The sequence below is a fragment of the Planococcus halocryophilus genome (genome assembly GCF_001687585.2).
Taxonomy (GTDB): Bacteria; Bacillota; Bacilli; order Bacillales_A; family Planococcaceae; genus Planococcus; species Planococcus halocryophilus.
In genome coordinates, this window is the sequence record NZ_CP016537.2 from 2,748,401 (window position 1) to 2,766,001 (window position 17,601).

16 protein-coding genes are annotated in these 17,601 nt (G+C 42.3%); 2 read left to right on the plus strand and 14 right to left on the minus strand.

The genetic code is table 11. From position 1 onward, the window contains the following. Positions 1-87 precede the first annotated feature (87 nt). The 10 genes from prmC to BBI08_RS13645 form a co-directional block, all read right to left on the minus strand. Positions 88-945 carry a peptide chain release factor N(5)-glutamine methyltransferase gene (gene prmC, locus BBI08_RS13600; protein ID WP_008496892.1) on the minus strand — a complete coding sequence of 286 codons (858 nt, stop codon included), beginning with the start codon at positions 943-945 and terminating at the stop codon, positions 88-90. Then, entirely contained in the window at positions 932-2,011 is a 1,080-nt protein-coding gene (gene prfA / locus BBI08_RS13605) for a peptide chain release factor 1 (RefSeq protein WP_008496891.1), read from the minus strand. Before prfA ends, prmC begins: the two co-directional genes overlap by 14 nt. A 325-nt stretch (positions 2,012-2,336) precedes the next feature. Beyond that, positions 2,337-2,930 carry a thymidine kinase gene (locus BBI08_RS13610; protein ID WP_008432982.1) on the minus strand — a complete coding sequence of 198 codons (594 nt, stop codon included), beginning with the start codon at positions 2,928-2,930 and terminating at the stop codon, positions 2,337-2,339. 330 nt (positions 2,931-3,260) lie between these two features. Next, positions 3,261-3,476: a 50S ribosomal protein L31 gene (gene rpmE / locus BBI08_RS13615; RefSeq protein WP_008432981.1), complete on the minus strand. Its 216-nt coding sequence runs from the start codon at positions 3,474-3,476 to the stop codon at positions 3,261-3,263. Between the two features lie 150 nt (positions 3,477-3,626). After that, positions 3,627-4,910, minus strand: coding sequence for a transcription termination factor Rho (rho, locus tag BBI08_RS13620; protein ID WP_008496890.1), 1,284 nt, complete (start codon positions 4,908-4,910; stop codon positions 3,627-3,629). 130 nt (positions 4,911-5,040) lie between these two features. Continuing rightward, positions 5,041-6,006 carry a class II fructose-bisphosphatase gene (glpX, locus tag BBI08_RS13625; RefSeq protein ID WP_008496889.1) on the minus strand — a complete coding sequence of 322 codons (966 nt, stop codon included), beginning with the start codon at positions 6,004-6,006 and terminating at the stop codon, positions 5,041-5,043. A 73-nt stretch (positions 6,007-6,079) separates the two neighbouring features. Then, on the minus strand, positions 6,080-7,378 hold the full coding sequence (locus BBI08_RS13630) for a UDP-N-acetylglucosamine 1-carboxyvinyltransferase (protein ID WP_008496888.1): 1,299 nt from the start codon (positions 7,376-7,378) through the stop codon (positions 6,080-6,082). A gap of 173 nt (positions 7,379-7,551) precedes the next feature. Beyond that, complete coding sequence (gene fsa / locus BBI08_RS13635) at positions 7,552-8,199, minus strand: fructose-6-phosphate aldolase (RefSeq protein ID WP_008432977.1); 648 nt, start codon at positions 8,197-8,199, stop codon at positions 7,552-7,554. Positions 8,200-8,278: 79 nt separating this feature from the next. Beyond that, entirely contained in the window at positions 8,279-9,136 is an 858-nt protein-coding gene (locus tag BBI08_RS13640) for a class II fructose-bisphosphate aldolase (protein WP_008496887.1), read from the minus strand. 84 nt (positions 9,137-9,220) lie between these two features. After that, positions 9,221-9,580: a response regulator gene (locus BBI08_RS13645; protein WP_008496886.1), complete on the minus strand. Its 360-nt coding sequence runs from the start codon at positions 9,578-9,580 to the stop codon at positions 9,221-9,223. Between the two features lie 48 nt (positions 9,581-9,628). Here BBI08_RS13645 and BBI08_RS13650 point away from each other — a divergent pair, with 48 nt between their 5' ends. Beyond that, complete coding sequence (locus BBI08_RS13650) at positions 9,629-10,114, plus strand: DUF2529 family protein (protein WP_008496885.1); 486 nt, start codon at positions 9,629-9,631, stop codon at positions 10,112-10,114. A gap of 52 nt (positions 10,115-10,166) precedes the next feature. Here BBI08_RS13650 and BBI08_RS13655 read toward each other — a convergent pair whose 3' ends face one another. After that, positions 10,167-11,765, minus strand: a complete 1,599-nt coding sequence (locus tag BBI08_RS13655) for a CTP synthase (RefSeq protein ID WP_008496884.1) — start codon at positions 11,763-11,765, stop codon at positions 10,167-10,169. Between the two features lie 157 nt (positions 11,766-11,922). Then, complete coding sequence (gene rpoE, locus BBI08_RS13660; protein WP_008496883.1) at positions 11,923-12,489, minus strand: DNA-directed RNA polymerase subunit delta; 567 nt, start codon at positions 12,487-12,489, stop codon at positions 11,923-11,925. Between the two features lie 304 nt (positions 12,490-12,793). Here rpoE and BBI08_RS17050 point away from each other — a divergent pair, with 304 nt between their 5' ends. Further along, a complete protein-coding gene (locus BBI08_RS17050; protein ID WP_205847836.1) occupies positions 12,794-13,744 on the plus strand; it encodes a hypothetical protein in 951 nt (316 codons plus the stop codon). Here BBI08_RS17050 and icmF read toward each other — a convergent pair. Both icmF and BBI08_RS13675 read right to left on the minus strand, forming a co-directional pair. Further along, entirely contained in the window at positions 13,695-16,946 is a 3,252-nt protein-coding gene (icmF, locus tag BBI08_RS13670) for a fused isobutyryl-CoA mutase/GTPase IcmF (protein WP_008496882.1), read from the minus strand. The genes BBI08_RS17050 and icmF overlap by 50 nt on opposite strands. Continuing rightward, a complete protein-coding gene (locus tag BBI08_RS13675) occupies positions 16,946-17,593 on the minus strand; it encodes a TetR/AcrR family transcriptional regulator (RefSeq protein ID WP_008496881.1) in 648 nt (215 codons plus the stop codon). The genes icmF and BBI08_RS13675 overlap by 1 nt, the downstream gene beginning before the upstream one ends. Positions 17,594-17,601 lie beyond the last annotated feature (8 nt).

Genomic DNA, 17,601 nt, shown 5'->3' on the forward strand with positions numbered 1-17,601 from the left:
GAACAACTCCTATTTTTAAGGGTTTTTCAATCTTTATCCACATATTGTGGATAAAAACATGCGGCTTGTGCGTAACATGTTCATAAGCTACTCAATTATCGCAAAAACCATTCGGTCGTTTTTGTTGATATCTTTTTTACAATAGACGAAAGCATCTGGAAAAGCATCTTTTAGCATTTTTTGAACTGCTACTCCTTGTTGATAACCTATTTCAAACCCAATAATTCCAGGTTTATTTAACATTTCAGGAAGTTGTTTTGCCATTTTTTCATATAGTGCTAACCCTTCATTATCTGCAAATAATGCATGATGCGGTTCAAAATCACGAACGCTATCTGATAATCCTGGAGCCTCTGCATAAGAAATATAAGGAGGATTGGATAAAATAACGTCCCATTTTTCATTTTCGATTGGTTTTGTTAAATCTCCTAACCGAAAGTCAACATCAGCATTCAACTCTTCTGCATTTTCTGCTGCTGTTTTTAACGCTAACTGCGAGATATCTGTTGCAGTGACTTGTGCTTGCGGCAATTCGCATTTCATTGTGATTGCAATAATACCGCTCCCAGTGCCAATATCTGCAAGTGCTAACTCTTTTTTTAGCATATGGCGATCGATTAGTTGCAAAGTTTCTTCTATTAACTCTTCTGTTTCTGGTCTTGGAATTAACACATCTGCATTTACTCGAAATTTCCTACCATAAAATTCTTCGGTACCGGTCAAATGTTGAACAGGAATTCCTTGTGTGTGCTGTTCAATATTTGTCCAGAACTTCTCCCATTGCACTTCACTTATTTCATCTCTCATAGAGGCGATTAACCCCGAATATGAAAGACCGAGTTCGTGCTGAAGTAGTATTCGTGCAGCTCCTTCTTCACGGCCGTGTTCCAGTAAAAAAGAAGAAGCCCTCTTCAGGGCCTCAAAAACATACTTAGGATTGGTCATTATTCAAACTTTCCATACGAGCCGATTGCTCTTCAATAATTAGTGCATCGACAACTTCATTCATTTTCCCTTGTAAAATCTGATCTAACTTTTGAATCGTCAAACCGATTCGGTGATCAGTAACACGGTTTTGAGGGAAGTTATATGTCCGGATTCGTTCAGAACGGTCACCTGTTCCAACAGCTGATTTGCGGACTGCATCGTATTCAGCTTGAGCTTCTTGCTGGAATTTTTCATAAACACGCGCACGCAATACTTTCATTGCACTCGCTTTGTTTTTAATTTGCGATTTCTCATCTTGACACGTTACAACTGTATTTGTTGGAAGATGCGTCAATCGAACAGCTGACATTGTCGTGTTAACTGATTGTCCGCCCGCTCCTGAAGATGCATACGTATCGGTACGGATATCATTTTCATGAATATCTACTTCAACTTCTTCGACTTCCGGTAAACAAGCTACAGTGGCAGTGGACGTATGAATACGTCCACCTGATTCTGTTTCAGGAACTCGTTGCACGCGATGTGCGCCGTTTTCGTACTTCATTTTTGAATAAGCACCTTTACCGGTGATCATAAAGACGATTTCCTTGAATCCGCCAAGACCTGTCGGGTTTGAATCCATTACTTGGATCTTCCAGCCATTGGATTCAGCAAACCGCGTATACATGCGGTATAAGTCTCCTGCGAACAAAGCCGCTTCGTCTCCACCTGCTGCTCCGCGAATTTCCATAATAACGTTTTTGTCATCATTAGGATCTTTCGGAATCAATAATTTGTGAAGGCGTTCTTCTACGATAGAAACCTGTTGGTCGAGTTCACTCACTTCTTCTTTGACCATTTCGCGCATGTCGGCATCCATTTTCTCATCAAACATTGCTTTCGCTTCAGCCAATTGAGTTGTTAAATCTTTGTATTCTCGGTAGGTTTCAACCGTTTCTTGTAAGTCTGATTGTTCTTTCGAATATTCCCGTAGTTTGTTTGTATCGCTGACGATATCTGGATCACTCAGCAATTCATTTAAACGGTCATACCGATCTTCTACTGATTGTAATCGATCAAACATAGGTGTCACCTCAAGTTCTAATTTTTGGTTATTTATTCTAATGAAGAAATCGCTCCAGGCGGACGCTTTCCAGGGGGGCCCTTCAGCCGCTTCCCTCGCTTTGCTCAGTCCAGGGTCTTCAGCTCGTCCTGATCCCCTAGGAGTCGCCGCCTTCCGCTTTTTCTTCTAAATATGCTGTAAAACTTTATAAGCAGCTATTGATTACAGTCAAAGTATATTTGAGATATGGAGCAAATTAGCAGAGTCGCCGCTAGTTTGCTCCATATCTTACTAAATAAATACTATTAAAAAAACCGATAATTATCAGGTAGTAAGTTTTAAGAATTTATTCGCTAACAGTTACACCTGTTGGAACTTCGTGATGATGGCGGCAGCGCGGTTCGTATGCTTCTGATGCACCCACTAAAATTGTTGGGTCATCTGAGCCTGCTGGTTTTCCGTCGATCAAACGTTGAGTTCGGCTTGCGGGAGAACCACAAACTGTACAAACTGCTTGAAGTTTCGTTACTTGCTCAGCAATTGCTAGTAACGCAGGCATTGGTCCGAACGGACGGCCTCTAAAGTCTTGGTCTAAGCCCGCAACAATTACACGGAAACCGTGATTTGCAAGTTTTTGAACATTTTCGATAATGGCTTCATCAAAAAATTGAGCTTCATCTATAGCAATTACATCAAATTCGTCTGTGATGTAATCCCACATTTCAGAAGAACGAGAAATTGGTAGTGCAATCACAGTTGCACCATTATGCGAAACAACCGCTTCTTTACTGTAGCGGTCGTCGATTTTCGGTTTAAATACAGCAATTTTTTGTTTTGCAAATTGGGAACGGCGGACACGACGGATCAGTTCTTCTGATTTCCCGGAAAACATGCTCCCGCAAATCAGTTCAACCCATCCCGTTTGTTTCATGACATACATAGGTGAGACCCCTTTCAAACACTTTGTTATGTTACCTTTACCATGGCTTTTATTACGCTAATAAGTGATGCTATCTACAGGCTTATATTCTTGATAAAAAGCGTATTTTCACCAAATAAGCTTTCTATTTATCATACCAAAATATTGCTGCATTCTGCTGATTTTTTGGGATATGTAAGGTGTTTTTTCAGATTTAAAACGAAAAAAATACCCGCCTGGCGTTTTCGCGCGAGGCAGGTATAATTTTAATTGATACTTGAAAGCAAAAGACTGGATGATGGAAATTCGCAAATTGAAAATTTCCATTTCCAGTCTGATGCTGAGCAAATATTACTCGTTGATTTCTTCTTTTAAGCCGTACTTTTTGTTGAAACGATCTACGCGGCCGTCTGCTGCTGCGAATTTCTGACGTCCAGTATAGAATGGATGACATTCAGAGCAAAGCTCAACGTTGATGTTTTCTTTTACAGAACCAGTTGTGAAAGAGTTCCCACATGAGCAAGTTACTGTAGCTTGTTTGTAATCTGGGTGAATTCCTGTTTTCATAATAATTTTCTCCTCTCGCCCTGAACCATCTGGAACAGAGTTTAATCTATTTTACTATTGCCTTACACGGTTCTTTAGACCGTATATGCAATAGCTTTGATTTAAATCACTAACAATATCATATCAAATACCTGCATTCTTTGCAAGTAGTTAGATCATCTTCTTATTGCTTCGATGCGTTTTCATTTCCGTAGCCAATTGCTCGAAAAATTCTTCATTGGTATCTGTTTGGCCTAATTTTTTTAGGAAACGCTCTCCGAAATCATGCGAATCAGAGAAAGTTTTTCGAATCGCCCAAAGCTTTTCAAGCTGTGTTGGTTCGATGAGCAACTCTTCTTTACGTGTACCAGAACGGCGCATATCAAGTGCTGGGAAGATACGGCGCTCTGCCAAAGAACGATCAAGATGCAATTCCATATTGCCTGTTCCTTTAAATTCCTCGTAAATGACTTCGTCCATACGTGACCCGGTTTCTACTAAAGCTGTGGCTAAAATTGTTAAGCTTCCACCTTCTTCAATATTACGTGCTGCTCCAAAAAAGCGTTTAGGTCTATGAAAAGCAGCCGGGTCAATTCCTCCTGATAGTGTACGACCACTTGGCGGAATAACCAAATTATATGCTCGTGCTAAACGAGTAATCGAGTCCATTAAAATAACAACATCACGTTTATGTTCAACAAGGCGCATCGCACGTTCAAGAACAAGCTCTGCCACTTTCACATGATTTTCAGGCACTTCATCAAATGTTGACGACACAACATCAGCGTCTACAGAGCGCTCGATATCCGTCACTTCTTCTGGACGTTCATCAATTAGTAAAACGATTAATTCGGCTTCTGGGTGATTGGTTGTAATTGAATTGGCGATTTCTTTTAACAACATGGTCTTCCCTGCTTTTGGTGGCGCTACAATCAAGCCACGCTGACCAAATCCAACAGGTGAAACTAAATCCATGATGCGGGTAGATAAATGTGCCGGTGTCGTTTCTAAACGAATGTGGCGATCTGGATAAAGCGGAGTAAGTCCTGGGAAATGGACGCGTTCTTTTGCCACTTCTGGATCTTCGCCGTTTACCGCTTCTACTTGAAGCAAACCAAAATATCGTTCATTTTCTTTTGGCGGACGCACTTTCCCTGAAACTTTATCGCCATTTCTCAAGTCAAAACGGCGTATTTGTGAAGCAGAAATGTAAATGTCCTGCGAACTTGGTGAGTAGTTGATTGGTCGCAAGAAACCAAAGCCTTCTGATTGAATAATTTCTAGTACGCCTTCCATAAAGAAAAAGCCTTCTTGCTCTGCGCGTGTTTTTAAAATCGCAAAAATAAGTTCCTTTTTGGTTAACTTACTGTAATTCGTTAGTTTGTATTCTTTCGCCAAATTATAAAGCTCTTTTAACGTCATATTCTCCAATGCGGAAATTGTAATCGTTGCCATGTATCGGACACCACTCTTATTTGTATTATTTTTGTTTGTAGAAATATTGAGGATCAGTAGTGAATGATTGAGAAGATCTTTAAAGAAGAAGTCCGGCAAAATGCCGGACTCATTTTATGAAGTAGGATCGTTAATCGTTCATTACAAGATTCGGCTTTTTATCTAGGCTGTGACGCCCTTCGATAAAGCGGATTGTTCCTGATTTTGCACGCATAACCAATGTATGGCTTTCTGCAAAACCACCTTTTAGCTGAACGCCTTTTAGCAGTTCGCCGTCAGTAACACCAGTTGCTGCAAAAATAGCGTCATCGCCTTTAACAAGGTCATCCATCATTAAGACTTTGCTTACGTCAATGCCCATGTCGATGCAACGCTGTGCTTCTTCTTCGTTTTGAGGAAGAAGTTTCCCTTGAATTTCACCACCGAGGCATTTCAAGCCAACTGCAGCGATAACGCCTTCAGGTGCACCACCGATACCGAATAAAATATCGACTCCGGTTTGGTCAAAAGCTGTATTAATCGCACCAGCTACATCGCCATCCGAAATTAGTTTGATACGAGCGCCTGCTGCACGGATTTGATCGATGATGTCTTGATGACGTGGTCGATCCATCAATGTAGCAACAACTTCTTCGATGTTTTTATTTTTGGCTTTTGCCACTGCACGAAGGTTATCAATGACTGGTGCATTAATATCGATTTTGCCTACTGATTCCGGCCCAACCGCGATTTTTTCCATATACATATCAGGTGCATTTAAAAGGTTACCGCGGTCAGCGATTGCTAGAACTGCTAACGCATTCCATCCACCCGCTGCGACAATATTTGTGCCTTCTAGAGGATCTACGGCAACATCCACTTCTGGACCATTACCTGTACCTAACTCTTCACCGATATAAAGCATAGGTGCCTCGTCCATTTCACCTTCACCAATGACGACAACTCCACGCATTGGAATCGTATCAAATACTTTTCTCATAGCTGTAGTTGCTGCGTCATCTGCTTCGTTCTTCAAGCCACGGCCCATCCATTTTGAAGAAGCAATTGCTGCCGCTTCGGTGATCCGTACTAATTCCATCGATAGACTTCGTTCCATACTATTAGTTCCTCCCGTTCGGCATTAACTATATCTGTATTATTGTAGCATATATTTTTGCACTAAAAGAGAGTCAATTCGCGTCTTGGCTAAGGTCAGACTTCATGCTAGTTACCGGATCAATTGTTTCTCTCCGTATATCAGCACCTAAACCTTGTAATTTTTCAATAATAGATGAATAGCCTCGTTCGATATGATAAATTTCACGAATTTCAGTTTCACCTTCTGCAAGTAAACCAGCAATCACTAGAGCTGCTCCTGCACGTAAGTCAGATGCTACTACGGTTGCAGATGTCAACGGGGTTGGACCTGTCACAATCGCCGCTCTTCCTTCGACACGGCCACTTGCATTCATCCGACGAAGTTCGTCAATATGCTTAAAGCGAGCTGAATAAATCGTATCCGTAATCATAGAAGATCCATGAGCTTGAGTCATTAAGACAGAAAACGGTTGTTGCAGATCGGTTGGGAATCCAGGATAAACCAATGTCTTCACATCAATTGCATTCAGTTGATTCGACTTTGGAATATAAATCGATTCTTCGCCTTCTTGCACATCAACGCCCATTTCACGTAATTTAGCAGTCAACGCTTCCATATGGAATGGAATAACGTTATCAATTGTTACGCCGTCGCCTACAGCAGCTGCCATAATCATAAATGTTCCAGCTTCGATACGGTCAGGAATGATGGTATGATTTGTGCCATGCAATTCTTCAACTCCGTCGATTCGGATAACATCCGTTCCAGCGCCTTTGATTTTCGCACCCATATTCGTCAATAAAGTTGCTACATCAATAATTTCTGGCTCTTTTGCAGCATTTTCGATCGTTGTCTGACCTTTTGCCATAACAGCTGCCAACATAATATTGATGGTTGCTCCAACACTAACTACATCTAGGTAAATTTTAGCTCCGCGAAGTTCATCGGCACGCAAATAAATTGCGCCATGTTCGTTTGTTACTTTGGCCCCAAGCGCTTCAAAGCCTTTAATATGTTGGTCGATTGGACGAGGCCCTAAGAAACAGCCGCCCGGAAGACCGATTGCAGCATGTTTAAAACGTCCAAGCATCGCGCCCATCATGTAGTAAGATGCTCGCAATTTTTTGACGTTGCCGTTTGGTAATGGCATATCGATCATTTTCGTTGGATCAATATTCATCGTTCCATCTTCAAACGTTACTTCTCCACCGATTTCTTCCAAAATACTTTTCAGTGTCCATGCATCAGAAATTCCCGGCAATCCTTCAATTGATACAGGCGAATTCGCCAAAATCGATGCAGGAATCAAAGCAACCGCACTATTTTTAGCACCATTTACTTTAATTGTTCCGGAAAGGCGGTTGCCGCCCTTTATTTTATAAACATCCATTAAATTTCTCCTTTATCCACTTTCCCGACCGTTTAGCTAGCCTGAAAAGTTCAATTGGTTCGGCCGTAAAACGAATTGCCGATCACAACTTAGGTTTTCTCCGCTCAAGCGGTCAGTACCCTTCCTACTTTAACATGTAAGAAGGATACTGATTATTTTTATCTCATATTATTTTAAACTGAACGCTTTTCCCAATCTGCAAGGAACGCTTCAATTCCTTGATCTGTTAATGGGTGCTTGAACATTTGGTGCATAACTTTAATCGGCATTGTAGCGATATGTGCACCGTTCAAAGCAGCTTCTGTAACGTGCTGTGGGTGACGGATAGATGCTGCAATAATTTCTGAAGAAATGTCGTGGATTGCAAACATTTCTGCGATTGTTGCGATTAAGTCCATGCCGTTATGTCCGATATCATCAAGACGTCCAAGGAATGGAGAAACGTAAGCCGCTCCTGCACGTGCTGCAAGCAATGCTTGGTTAGCGCTGAAGATCAACGTAACGTTTACTTTTTTACCTTCTGAAGCAAGAACAGAACAAGCTTTTAAGCCTTCTGGTGTCATTGGTAATTTCACTGTGATGTTTGGAGCAAGATCCGCAAGCTCACGGCCTTCTTTGATCATGCCTTCTGCATCAAGTGCAATAACTTCTCCGCTAATTGAACCATCAACAAGCGCTGCGATTTCTTTTAAGCGATCATGGAATGAGACATTTTTTTCTTTTGCCACCAATGATGGATTTGTAGTTACACCTGAAAGAATCCCCCAAGCGTGCGCTTCTTTAATTTCATCAAAGTTTGCTGTATCAATAAAAAATTTCATTGTTTTTTCTCCTCCAGTATCATGGGAAAAAGAGAAGACGTCTTTCGAACGCTTCTCTCTCCTCTTTTTTGTTTTATGCTTATGCTTTTTGAGAACTTCCAAACTCACTCATTTTACCCATTACCGTCTTTTTAATGGCTTCGCGAGCTGGTCCCATGTATTTACGTGGATCGTAAACATCCGGATCGTTGTTTAATGCTTCGCGAACTGCTTGAGCTGATGTAATTTGGCTTTCTGTATTCACGTTAATTTTTGATGTACCGAGAGATACAGCACGTTGAATATCTTTTAACGGAATTCCTGTTCCACCGTGTAAGACAAGTGGCACGTCACATAGCTGTGAAATTTCTTCCATTTCTTTAAATCCTAGATTCGGTTCTCCTTTGTAAGGACCATGAACAGAACCCAGAGCAGGCGCTAGGCAATCAATACCCGTTTGGTCAACCATTTGCTTGCACTCTTGTGGATCAGCATAAATAACGCCGTCCGCAATAATATCGTCTTCTTGTCCACCAACAGTTCCTAATTCAGCTTCAACAGAAACATTATTTTGGCGAGCATATTCTACCACTTGTTTTGTGATTTCAATGTTTTCTTCGAACGAGTGATGAGAAGCATCAATCATAACTGATGTGAATCCTGCATCAATCGCTTCTTTACATTTTTCAAAGCTCGAACCGTGATCTAAATGAATTGCCACGGGAACTGTAATTTTATAGTCATGCATTAATCCTTTAACCATATTAACAACTGTTGTGAATCCACCCATGTAACGAGCAGCACCTTCAGAAACTCCACAAATAACTGGAGAGTTTTGCTCTTGTGCGGCTTGAAGAATAGCCTGTGTGAACTCTAAATTATTTAAATTGAATTGACCAATTGCGTATCCTTCTTCTTTACCTTTTATCATCATTTCTTTCATAGAAACTAACGGCATTCAAATTTCCTCCTCAGCAATGTTTAAAGCGAATATCTTTTATACTATATCAAAAACCCACTATTTACGCCACTTCTTCCCCAATTACTGATCTAATAATTGCTTAACAGCATCGCGAACTTCAAAGACATCAAAAGGCTTAGTAAAATAATGCTCTGCCCCCCAATTAATGGACTCTCTAATCAGGTCAAGTTCTCCGTATGCAGTCATCATCATTACATGAATGCTAGGGTTGTTGTTTTTCAAGCGTTTCAAGATTTCGATACCATCCATCCCTGGAATTTTCATATCTAATAAAACAAGGTCTGGTGGGGATTCCTGAACTTTTTCAATCGCCTCTAAACCACTTCCAGCCGTTACCGTTTGGTAACCTTCTTTGGTGAAGACTTCTTTTAACAACAGCCGGATTCCTGGTTGATCATCTACTATTAAAACCGTTTTCAAAAAGAGCCTCTCCTTTATCTGTTATACTTTTTTAAACGAGGTGATTTTATGGATTTATTCACAATTCAATTGACTCGCTTGTTCGAGCATCTTTCAGAAGAACATGAAGCAATCGACAGCATCGCTGCTGTATTAGCGCAAGCTACTATCGCAGAAGGCACAATTTTCATCGCTGCTTTCGGTGACATGAAGGCTGTGACAGCTGTTGCATTGCATAGCGATGAACCTTTGCAAAATGCGGCTGAATGGTCGCCAGCAAGCATTGTTACGAGTATCGATCGCGTCTTCATTTTGACACCTAATAGCGAAGCTTCAGAACTTGCCGGTCGGTTGTCGGATGCTAGCATCCCTTTTGCGCTTGTTGCACCACCTTCAAAAGACAGTGAATTCGCCGAGGCTTTCCTCCCCTTAACTAGTGTAGAAACTTCCCTTGTACAGGACGACGGCAAAGCTGCGTTAGTTCCGCATGCCTTAGCTGGGCTTTATGTTTATTATGCCGTTAAATTGCGCATTGATAAACTACTAGCAGAATAAATAACTTTATATACAAAAGCCTTCCCTTTTCTCAAGGGAAGGCTTTTGTCGTTTATTTGTTAGCGATAGCCGCTTTAACAAAGTCACGGAACAATGGCTGCGGACGATTTGGACGTGAGATAAACTCTGGGTGGAATTGACAAGCCACAAACCAAGGATGGTCAGTCACTTCAATAATTTCCACTAGACGACCATCTGGGCTCGTGCCTGTAAATTTGAATCCAGCGTTTTCGAAAGCTTCACGGTATTCGTTGTTGAATTCATAACGGTGACGGTGTCTTTCATATACTAACTCTTCGCCATAGGCTTCGTGCGCTCTTGAACCTTTTTCAAGTTTCGCAGGGTACAATCCAAGACGAAGTGTACCGCCTAAATCTTCGATGTCTTGTTGTTCAGGTAGTAAATCGATAACTGGGTAAGCAGTTTTTGCGTTCAATTCAGAAGAATGTGCGCCTTCTAAGTTCATAATGTTGCGAGCAAATTCAACAGATGCCAATTGCATGCCTAAGCAAATACCGAAGAACGGTACATTGTTTTCGCGTGCATACTGAGTTGCCGCAATTTTCCCTTCAACACCCCGATCTCCAAATCCACCAGGAACCAAGATGCCATCGCAATCTTTTAGTTTTTCTGCAACATTTTCAGCAGTTACGTGTTCAGCATTAATCCAATCCACTTCGATTTCAGAATCGAATGCAAAGCCGGCATGCTTTAACGCTTCTACGACAGAAATATAAGCATCTTGAAGCTCAACGTATTTACCAACTAGGCCGATACGAACGCTCTTTTTAAGAGATTGTACTTTCTCAACAAGTGCTTTCCAATCCGTCATGTCTGCTTCTGGTGCTTCGATTCCGAAATGATCTAAAACGATTTGATCCATATGCTGCTCTTGCAAACGAAGAGGCATTTCGTAAATCACGTCAACATCGCGTGATTCGATAACTTCTTCTGATTTGATATCGCAGAACAACGCAATTTTATCTTTCATGTCTTGTGGCACTGGGTGTTCTGTGCGCACAACAATTAGGTTTGGCTGAATCCCAAGGCTACGAAGCTCTTTTACGCTATGCTGAGTTGGTTTTGTCTTCATTTCTTTCGCTGCACCAAGGTAAGGGATTAACGTACAGTGAACGTACATTACTTCTTCACGGCCAAGGTCTGATTTCATTTGACGAATCGCTTCTAAGAATGGCAGTGATTCGATATCGCCAACTGTTCCACCAATTTCAGTGATAACAACATCGGCATTTGCAGTTTTCGCAGCACGCAACAAGCGGTCTTTAATCTCATTCGTGATATGCGGAATGACTTGAACTGTTCCGCCCAAGTAATCGCCGCGACGTTCTTTTTGAATTACAGTGGAATACACTTTCCCTGTTGTCACATTCGAGTATTTATTTAAATTGATGTCGATAAAGCGCTCGTAATGACCAAGATCCAAATCCGTTTCTGCTCCGTCGTTCGTCACAAAAACTTCCCCGTGCTGATATGGACTCATGGTTCCTGGATCAATATTGATGTACGGATCGAATTTTTGAATTGTTACATTCAATCCTCTGTTTTTTAATAAACGGCCTAATGATGCCGCTATAATTCCTTTTCCGAGCGATGATACAACGCCACCGGTTACAAATATATACTTCGTCATTCCTGCTTCCTCCTCGAATGGTAAAAAATAAAAAGCGCTCCGCCTGCTGCATGCAGGGGAGCGCGTAAACTGTACGAATCATCTCTCCTATTATAAGGAGCCCAAATAAAATATTATCCAGTCTGGCCTCATAAGTCAAGGTGAAAAAATGTTCAGATTACTTCAAGTCATCTTCTTCGTCGTCTTCGTCTTCGTCGTCATCTTCGTCATCGATGATATTGCCATCCAAGTCTTCAACTAATACGTCGTCTTCATCTTTGTCGTCATCCGCATCAAAATCAAGCACTTCGATAGGCGATTTAACCACTTCATCGTCATCGTCATCATCGTCATCGTCTTCGCCGAAATCTTCAAATTCCAACTCATCTTCTAATGCCAATTCATCTAAATCGTCAAAGCCTTCATCGTCAGCAACTTTTGCTTTCTTTTTACGCGCTTTAACAGTTGGTGCCGATTCTTCTTCAATTTGCTCAACCGGGTACCACTCACGCAGACCCCAACGGTTTTCGCCCAAGATTAAAAAGCGTCCGTCAATATTCAGATCCGTATAGAATTGCACTAAACGATTTTTCATATCCTCTTTAGACAAGTTCAATAATTTCTCAATTTCTGCAACGAGTTCTGCATACGTTTTTGTTTCGTGCGTTTCTTCCAACATTGCATATGTCAAGTCAACAAACGACTCTTCTATAAGTTCTTCTTTAGATAATTCACGAATTTTCATTCCGTGCACGTCCCTTCTTCTTCTTAACTTAATTCATTATATACAAACTAACTAGTCTCCGCTACCGTGTATTCTTTTTTCTCGGATCTATTTGTTTCCATCCGAAATAAAATAAATAAATCGCCAGAACCATAAATGGAATCGATCCCAAAGCTTTATTGTACAGGAAGAAAATCAGTATGACACAGATTGCGATGATTATGTAGTGTACAGCTTTTCGCATAGGATCCATCCTTCTTGATTTCTGTGATACGTATTCTTTTATTATACAGAAGATGGAGAGGGATATCGACCGCGTCTCTCTTTGAAAAAGAAAAATGCGCAATTAATGCGTCACACTTTTGGTCGGGGGAGGATGTTTTGGGAATTAATTATTTTGGGATTTCTATTTTTTCCGGAATTCTTGCTGAGTGTGCGTATTTTTGTGGGAACGCGCGTTTTTCTTTCGCTCCGCGCGTTTTTCTTTCGCTCCGCGCGTTTTTCTCTCGCTCCGCGCGTATTTCTCTCGCTCCGCGCGTTTTTCTCTCGCTCCGCGCGTATTTCTCTCGCTCCGCGCGTATTTCTCTCGCTCCGCGCGTTTTTCTCTCGCTCCGCGCGTTTTTCTCTCGCTCCGCGCGTTTTTCTCTCGCTCCGCGCGTTTTTCTCTCGCTCCGCGCGTTTTTCTCTCGCTCCGCGCGTTTTTCTCTCGCTCCGCGCGTTTTTCTCTCGCTCCGCGCGTTTTTCTCTCGCTCCGCGCGTTTTTCTCTCGCTCCGCGCGTTTTTCTCTCGCTCCGCGCGTTTTTCTCTCGCTCCGCGCGTTTTTCTCTCGCTCCGCGCGTTTTTCTCTCGCTCCGCGCGTTTTTCTCTCGCTCCGCGCGTTTTTCTCTCGCTCCGCGCGTTTTTCTCTCGCTCCGCGCGTTTTTCTCTCGCTCCGCGCGTTTTTCTCTCGCTCCGCTCCGCGCGTTTTTCTCTCGCTCCGCGCGTTTTTCTCTCGCTCCGCGCGTTTTTCTCTCGCTCCGCGCGTTTTTCTCTCGCTCCGCGCGTTTTTCTCTCGCTCCGCGCGTTTTTCTCTCGCTCCGCGCGTTTTTCTCTCGCTCCGCGCGTTTTTCTCTCGCTCCGCGCGTTTTTCTCTCGCTCCGCGCGTTTTTCTCTCGCTCCGCGCAAAAAAGGTGGAACACTTGTCGTTCGACAAGTGTTCCACCTTTTTTTATCCAGCTTATACAAGCTTACATATTACGTCTATATTGTCCGCCAACTTCATATAAAGCTGTCGTGATTTGGCCAAGACTCGCGACTTTTACGGTTTCCATCAATTCTTCAAAGATGTTGCCGCCTGTTTTCGCTACTTGCTTTAAGCGATTTAGCGCCTCAGTTGAATCGTTGCGTTCTTGGAAAGCGCGCAAGTTGCTGATTTGTGTTTCTTTTTCTTCTGTCGTAGCGCGAGCGATTTCCATTGCGTTAATGTCGTCGTCAGATTGCGGATTCGGGTTCAAGTAAGTGTTGACTCCGATAATTGGCAATTCGCCTGTGTGTTTTTTCATTTCGTAATGCATTGACTCTTCTTGGATTTTGCCGCGCTGGTATTGTGTTTCCATCGCGCCCAAGACGCCTCCGCGGTCGTTGATACGGTCAAATTCAGTTAGCACCGCTTCTTCCACCAATTGGGTCATTTCTTCAATGATGAACGCACCTTGTAGCGGGTTCTCGTTTTTCGACAGACCGTGCTCTTTTGTGATGATCATTTGAATGGCCATTGCACGGCGAACAGATTCTTCTGTCGGCGTTGTGATGGCTTCATCATAAGCGTTTGTGTGCAACGAGTTACAGTTGTCCTGTAGCGCCATTAACGCTTGAAGCGTTGTCCGGATATCGTTGAAATCGATTTCCTGTGCGTGTAAGCTGCGTCCTGACGTTTGTACATGGTATTTCAGTTTTTGGCTACGTTCGTTCGCGCCGTATTTATCGCGCATCACGACTGCCCAAATGCGACGTGCTACACGTCCAATAACCGTATACTCCGGATCTAGTCCGTTCGAGAAGAAGAATGACAAGTTTGGTGCAAAGTCATCGATGTTCATACCGCGGCTCAAATAATATTCCACGTACGTGAAACCGTTCGACAGGGTGAACGCCAATTGTGAAATCGGATTCGCACCCGCTTCTGCAATATGGTAACCCGAAATCGATACTGAGTAATAGTTGCGTACTTTATGGTCGATAAAGTATTGCTGAATGTCGCCCATCATGCGCAATGCAAATTCAGTCGAGAAGATACACGTGTTTTGCCCTTGGTCTTCTTTTAAAATATCAGCTTGAACTGTTCCACGAACAACTTGTAGCGTGCCTTCACGAACTTCTGTAAATTCTACCACAGTTAACGTGCGACCTAGTTTTTCTTCATTTAATTTTACTTGTTGGTCAATTGCCGTATTCATAAACATCGCCAAAATAATTGGCGCCGGTCCGTTAATGGTCATCGATACAGAAGTGGTTGGTGCACAAAGATCAAAGCCTTCGTACAATTTCTTCATATCATCTAATGTACAAATCGATACGCCTGACTCGCCGACTTTTCCGTAAATATCCGGGCGGTGATCCGGGTCTTCGCCGTAAAGCGTTACCGAGTCAAATGCTGTCGATAAACGTTTTGCATCGTCATCTTTTGATAAGTAATGGAATCGGCGGTTTGTGCGTTCAGGCGTACCTTCACCCGCAAATTGACGCTTTGGATCTTCTCCTGCACGTTTGAACGGGAATACCCCAGCTGTATAAGGGAATGAACCTGGAGCGTTCTCCAAATAAACCCATGACAAAATTTCGCCGTAGTCTACGAATTTCGGCAAGACTACACGTGGCACTTTAATGCCCGATAAGCTTTCCGTACGTAAAATTGTGCGAATTTCTTTGTCACGTACAGTTGTGACGAATTCGTCGCCAGCATACATTTCTTTTAAGGCATCCCAATTGTTTAGAATGCGTTTTGATTCTGCTGTTAGTTCATCACGAACACCTTCTGCAATCGATTCGAGTGAAGCAACTAACGCATCATCCGGCGCTTTTTCTTTTACGGCTTCGATTGCGCCTTCTAATTGGAACAAACGACGTGCAAACGCTGCTTGCTCTTTTGTTTTCGCATGATAGCCACGAACTGTATCCGTTAACTCGCGTAAATAATAGCGGCGTTCGTTTGGAATTATGAGGTTTTCTTTTTGTGTTTTAACGAATATATCGTAATCCGTTTCCCAATCCGTTCCACATTTTTCATTCACTTTGCCTACTAATGCTGCAAATAACGAGTTTGTCCCTTTATCGTTAAATTGACTCGCGATTGTGCCGTAAACTGGCATATCGTCTAATTCTTTGTCCCACAGTAAACGGCTACGTTGGTACTGCTTTTGCACTTGACGAAGCGCGTCTTGTGAACCACTACGTTCGAATTTATTGATACAAATTAAATCTGCGTAATCGATCATATCGATTTTTTCAAGTTGTGACGGAGCACCAAATTCGCTCGTCATAACGTACATGGAAACGTCTGAGAAATTCGCAATTTCTGCATCGCCTTGTCCAATTCCGCTTGTTTCGACAACGATCAAGTCAAAATCAGCCGATTTCACGACATCTAAAACGTCACCGATTGCGCCTGACAACTCAGAACGCGACCCACGTGTCGCAAGACTTCTCATAAAGACGCGTTTGTTGAAAATCGCATTCATACGAATACGGTCACCAAGAAGTGCGCCGCCTGTTTTTTGTTTTGTTGGATCGATTGATAAAATCGCAATTTTTTTATCTGGAAGTTCAGATAAGAAACGACGAATCAATTCATCCGTTAACGAACTTTTTCCAGCGCCGCCTGTTCCGGTAATTCCAAGAATCGGCGTGTTTTTCGTTTTTTCACGAACGGTTTTCAGCAATTCTGTTGTATCTGTATCGCGAGTATGCGCTTCTTCTGCCGCAGTAATAGCATTTGCTAATACAACCGGTTCTTCCGTTGTTAAGTTTTCAAAAGACTGATTTTCTTTAACTGTTGAAAAATCACATTCTTCCACGATTTCCGTGATCATGCCTTGCAAGCCTTTTTTACGACCATCTTCAGGTGAAAAAATACCCGCAACTCCATATGCTTCAAGTTCTTTAATTTCACGAGGCAAAATAACGCCTCCGCCTCCGCCATAAATGCGGATATGCGAAGCGCCTTTTTCCTTGAGTAAATCGTACATATACTTGAAGTATTCCATGTGGCCGCCTTGATAAGAAGAAATACAAATCCCTTGAACATCTTCTTGAATCGCTGCATTGACCACTTCTTCAACCGAACGGTTATGGCCTAAGTGAATCACTTCGGCACCGCTTGCTTGTAAAATACGGCGCATAATGTTGATCGATGCGTCGTGCCCGTCAAACAAGCTGGAAGCTGTAACAAAACGGATATGGTTTTTTGGCTGATAGGTTTTTGTTTCTTGAATGATCGCCATTATGATTTAGCCCCCTGTATTGAGATATTTTCTCCTGCCATCCCCTGCAAAAGAAATTTAGTTTGCATATCGATAAATTCCTGAATGGTGAAATCGTCTAATGCCCACCGTCTGAAAGCCCACATTTGCCCTTGTACAAATAAATGATGGGCAGCCATGACCACTTCTTTTGGTGTCATTTGAATTTCTCCGTTTTCGACACATTGTGTCAGTAAGCGTTCGAAAATCGCCATCATTTGGAGTTCTTTATTTAACACATAATTTAATGCGTCTTTTGGCAATGATTTGGATTCCTGGTACATGACCACAAATTCATCCTGCATCTCATCGATTAATGTATAATAATGTTCGATTGCTGATACCAAAACACTAATCGACCCTTTTTCAATATCCAATCGGTCGAGCCGACTATGCACTTCGTCATAAATCGAGTCACAAACAAGATATAGCACATCTTCTTTTGTCCGAATGTATTCGTATAAAGTTCCGATGCTAAAGCCTGCTGCTTTTGCAATTTCTCGTGTTGTCGTCCGGTGAAAGCCTTTTTCTTTAAATAGCGTGACAGCGCCGCGAATCATTTGTTCGCGGCGCTTTTCTATTAAGCTTTCATCTTTAACGGAAGACTCAATCTCACGCTTTATGTTCATAAGGCAAC

Bases quoted from the DNA above. Each gene is read 5' to 3' on its own strand.
- prmC (WP_008496892.1), bottom strand. From the start codon at position 945: ATGACCAATCCTAAGTATGTTTTTGAGGCCCTGAAGAGGGCTTCTTCT.
- prfA (WP_008496891.1), bottom strand. From the start codon at position 2,011: ATGTTTGATCGATTACAATCAGTAGAAGATCGGTATGACCGTTTAAAT.
- BBI08_RS13610 (WP_008432982.1), bottom strand. From the start codon at position 2,930: ATGTATGTCATGAAACAAACGGGATGGGTTGAACTGATTTGCGGGAGC.
- rpmE (WP_008432981.1), bottom strand. From the start codon at position 3,476: ATGAAAACAGGAATTCACCCAGATTACAAACAAGCTACAGTAACTTGC.
- rho (WP_008496890.1), bottom strand. From the start codon at position 4,910: ATGGCAACGATTACAATTTCCGCATTGGAGAATATGACGTTAAAAGAG.
- glpX (WP_008496889.1), bottom strand. From the start codon at position 6,006: ATGGAACGAAGTCTATCGATGGAATTAGTACGGATCACCGAAGCGGCA.
- BBI08_RS13630 (WP_008496888.1), bottom strand. From the start codon at position 7,378: ATGGATGTTTATAAAATAAAGGGCGGCAACCGCCTTTCCGGAACAATT.
- fsa (WP_008432977.1), bottom strand. From the start codon at position 8,199: ATGAAATTTTTTATTGATACAGCAAACTTTGATGAAATTAAAGAAGCG.
- BBI08_RS13640 (WP_008496887.1), bottom strand. From the start codon at position 9,136: ATGCCGTTAGTTTCTATGAAAGAAATGATGATAAAAGGTAAAGAAGAA.
- BBI08_RS13650 (WP_008496885.1), top strand. From the start codon at position 9,629: ATGGATTTATTCACAATTCAATTGACTCGCTTGTTCGAGCATCTTTCA.
- BBI08_RS13655 (WP_008496884.1), bottom strand. From the start codon at position 11,765: ATGACGAAGTATATATTTGTAACCGGTGGCGTTGTATCATCGCTCGGA.
- rpoE (WP_008496883.1), bottom strand. From the start codon at position 12,489: ATGAAAATTCGTGAATTATCTAAAGAAGAACTTATAGAAGAGTCGTTT.
- icmF (WP_008496882.1), bottom strand. From the start codon at position 16,946: ATGGCGATCATTCAAGAAACAAAAACCTATCAGCCAAAAAACCATATC.
- BBI08_RS13675 (WP_008496881.1), bottom strand. From the start codon at position 17,593: ATGAACATAAAGCGTGAGATTGAGTCTTCCGTTAAAGATGAAAGCTTA.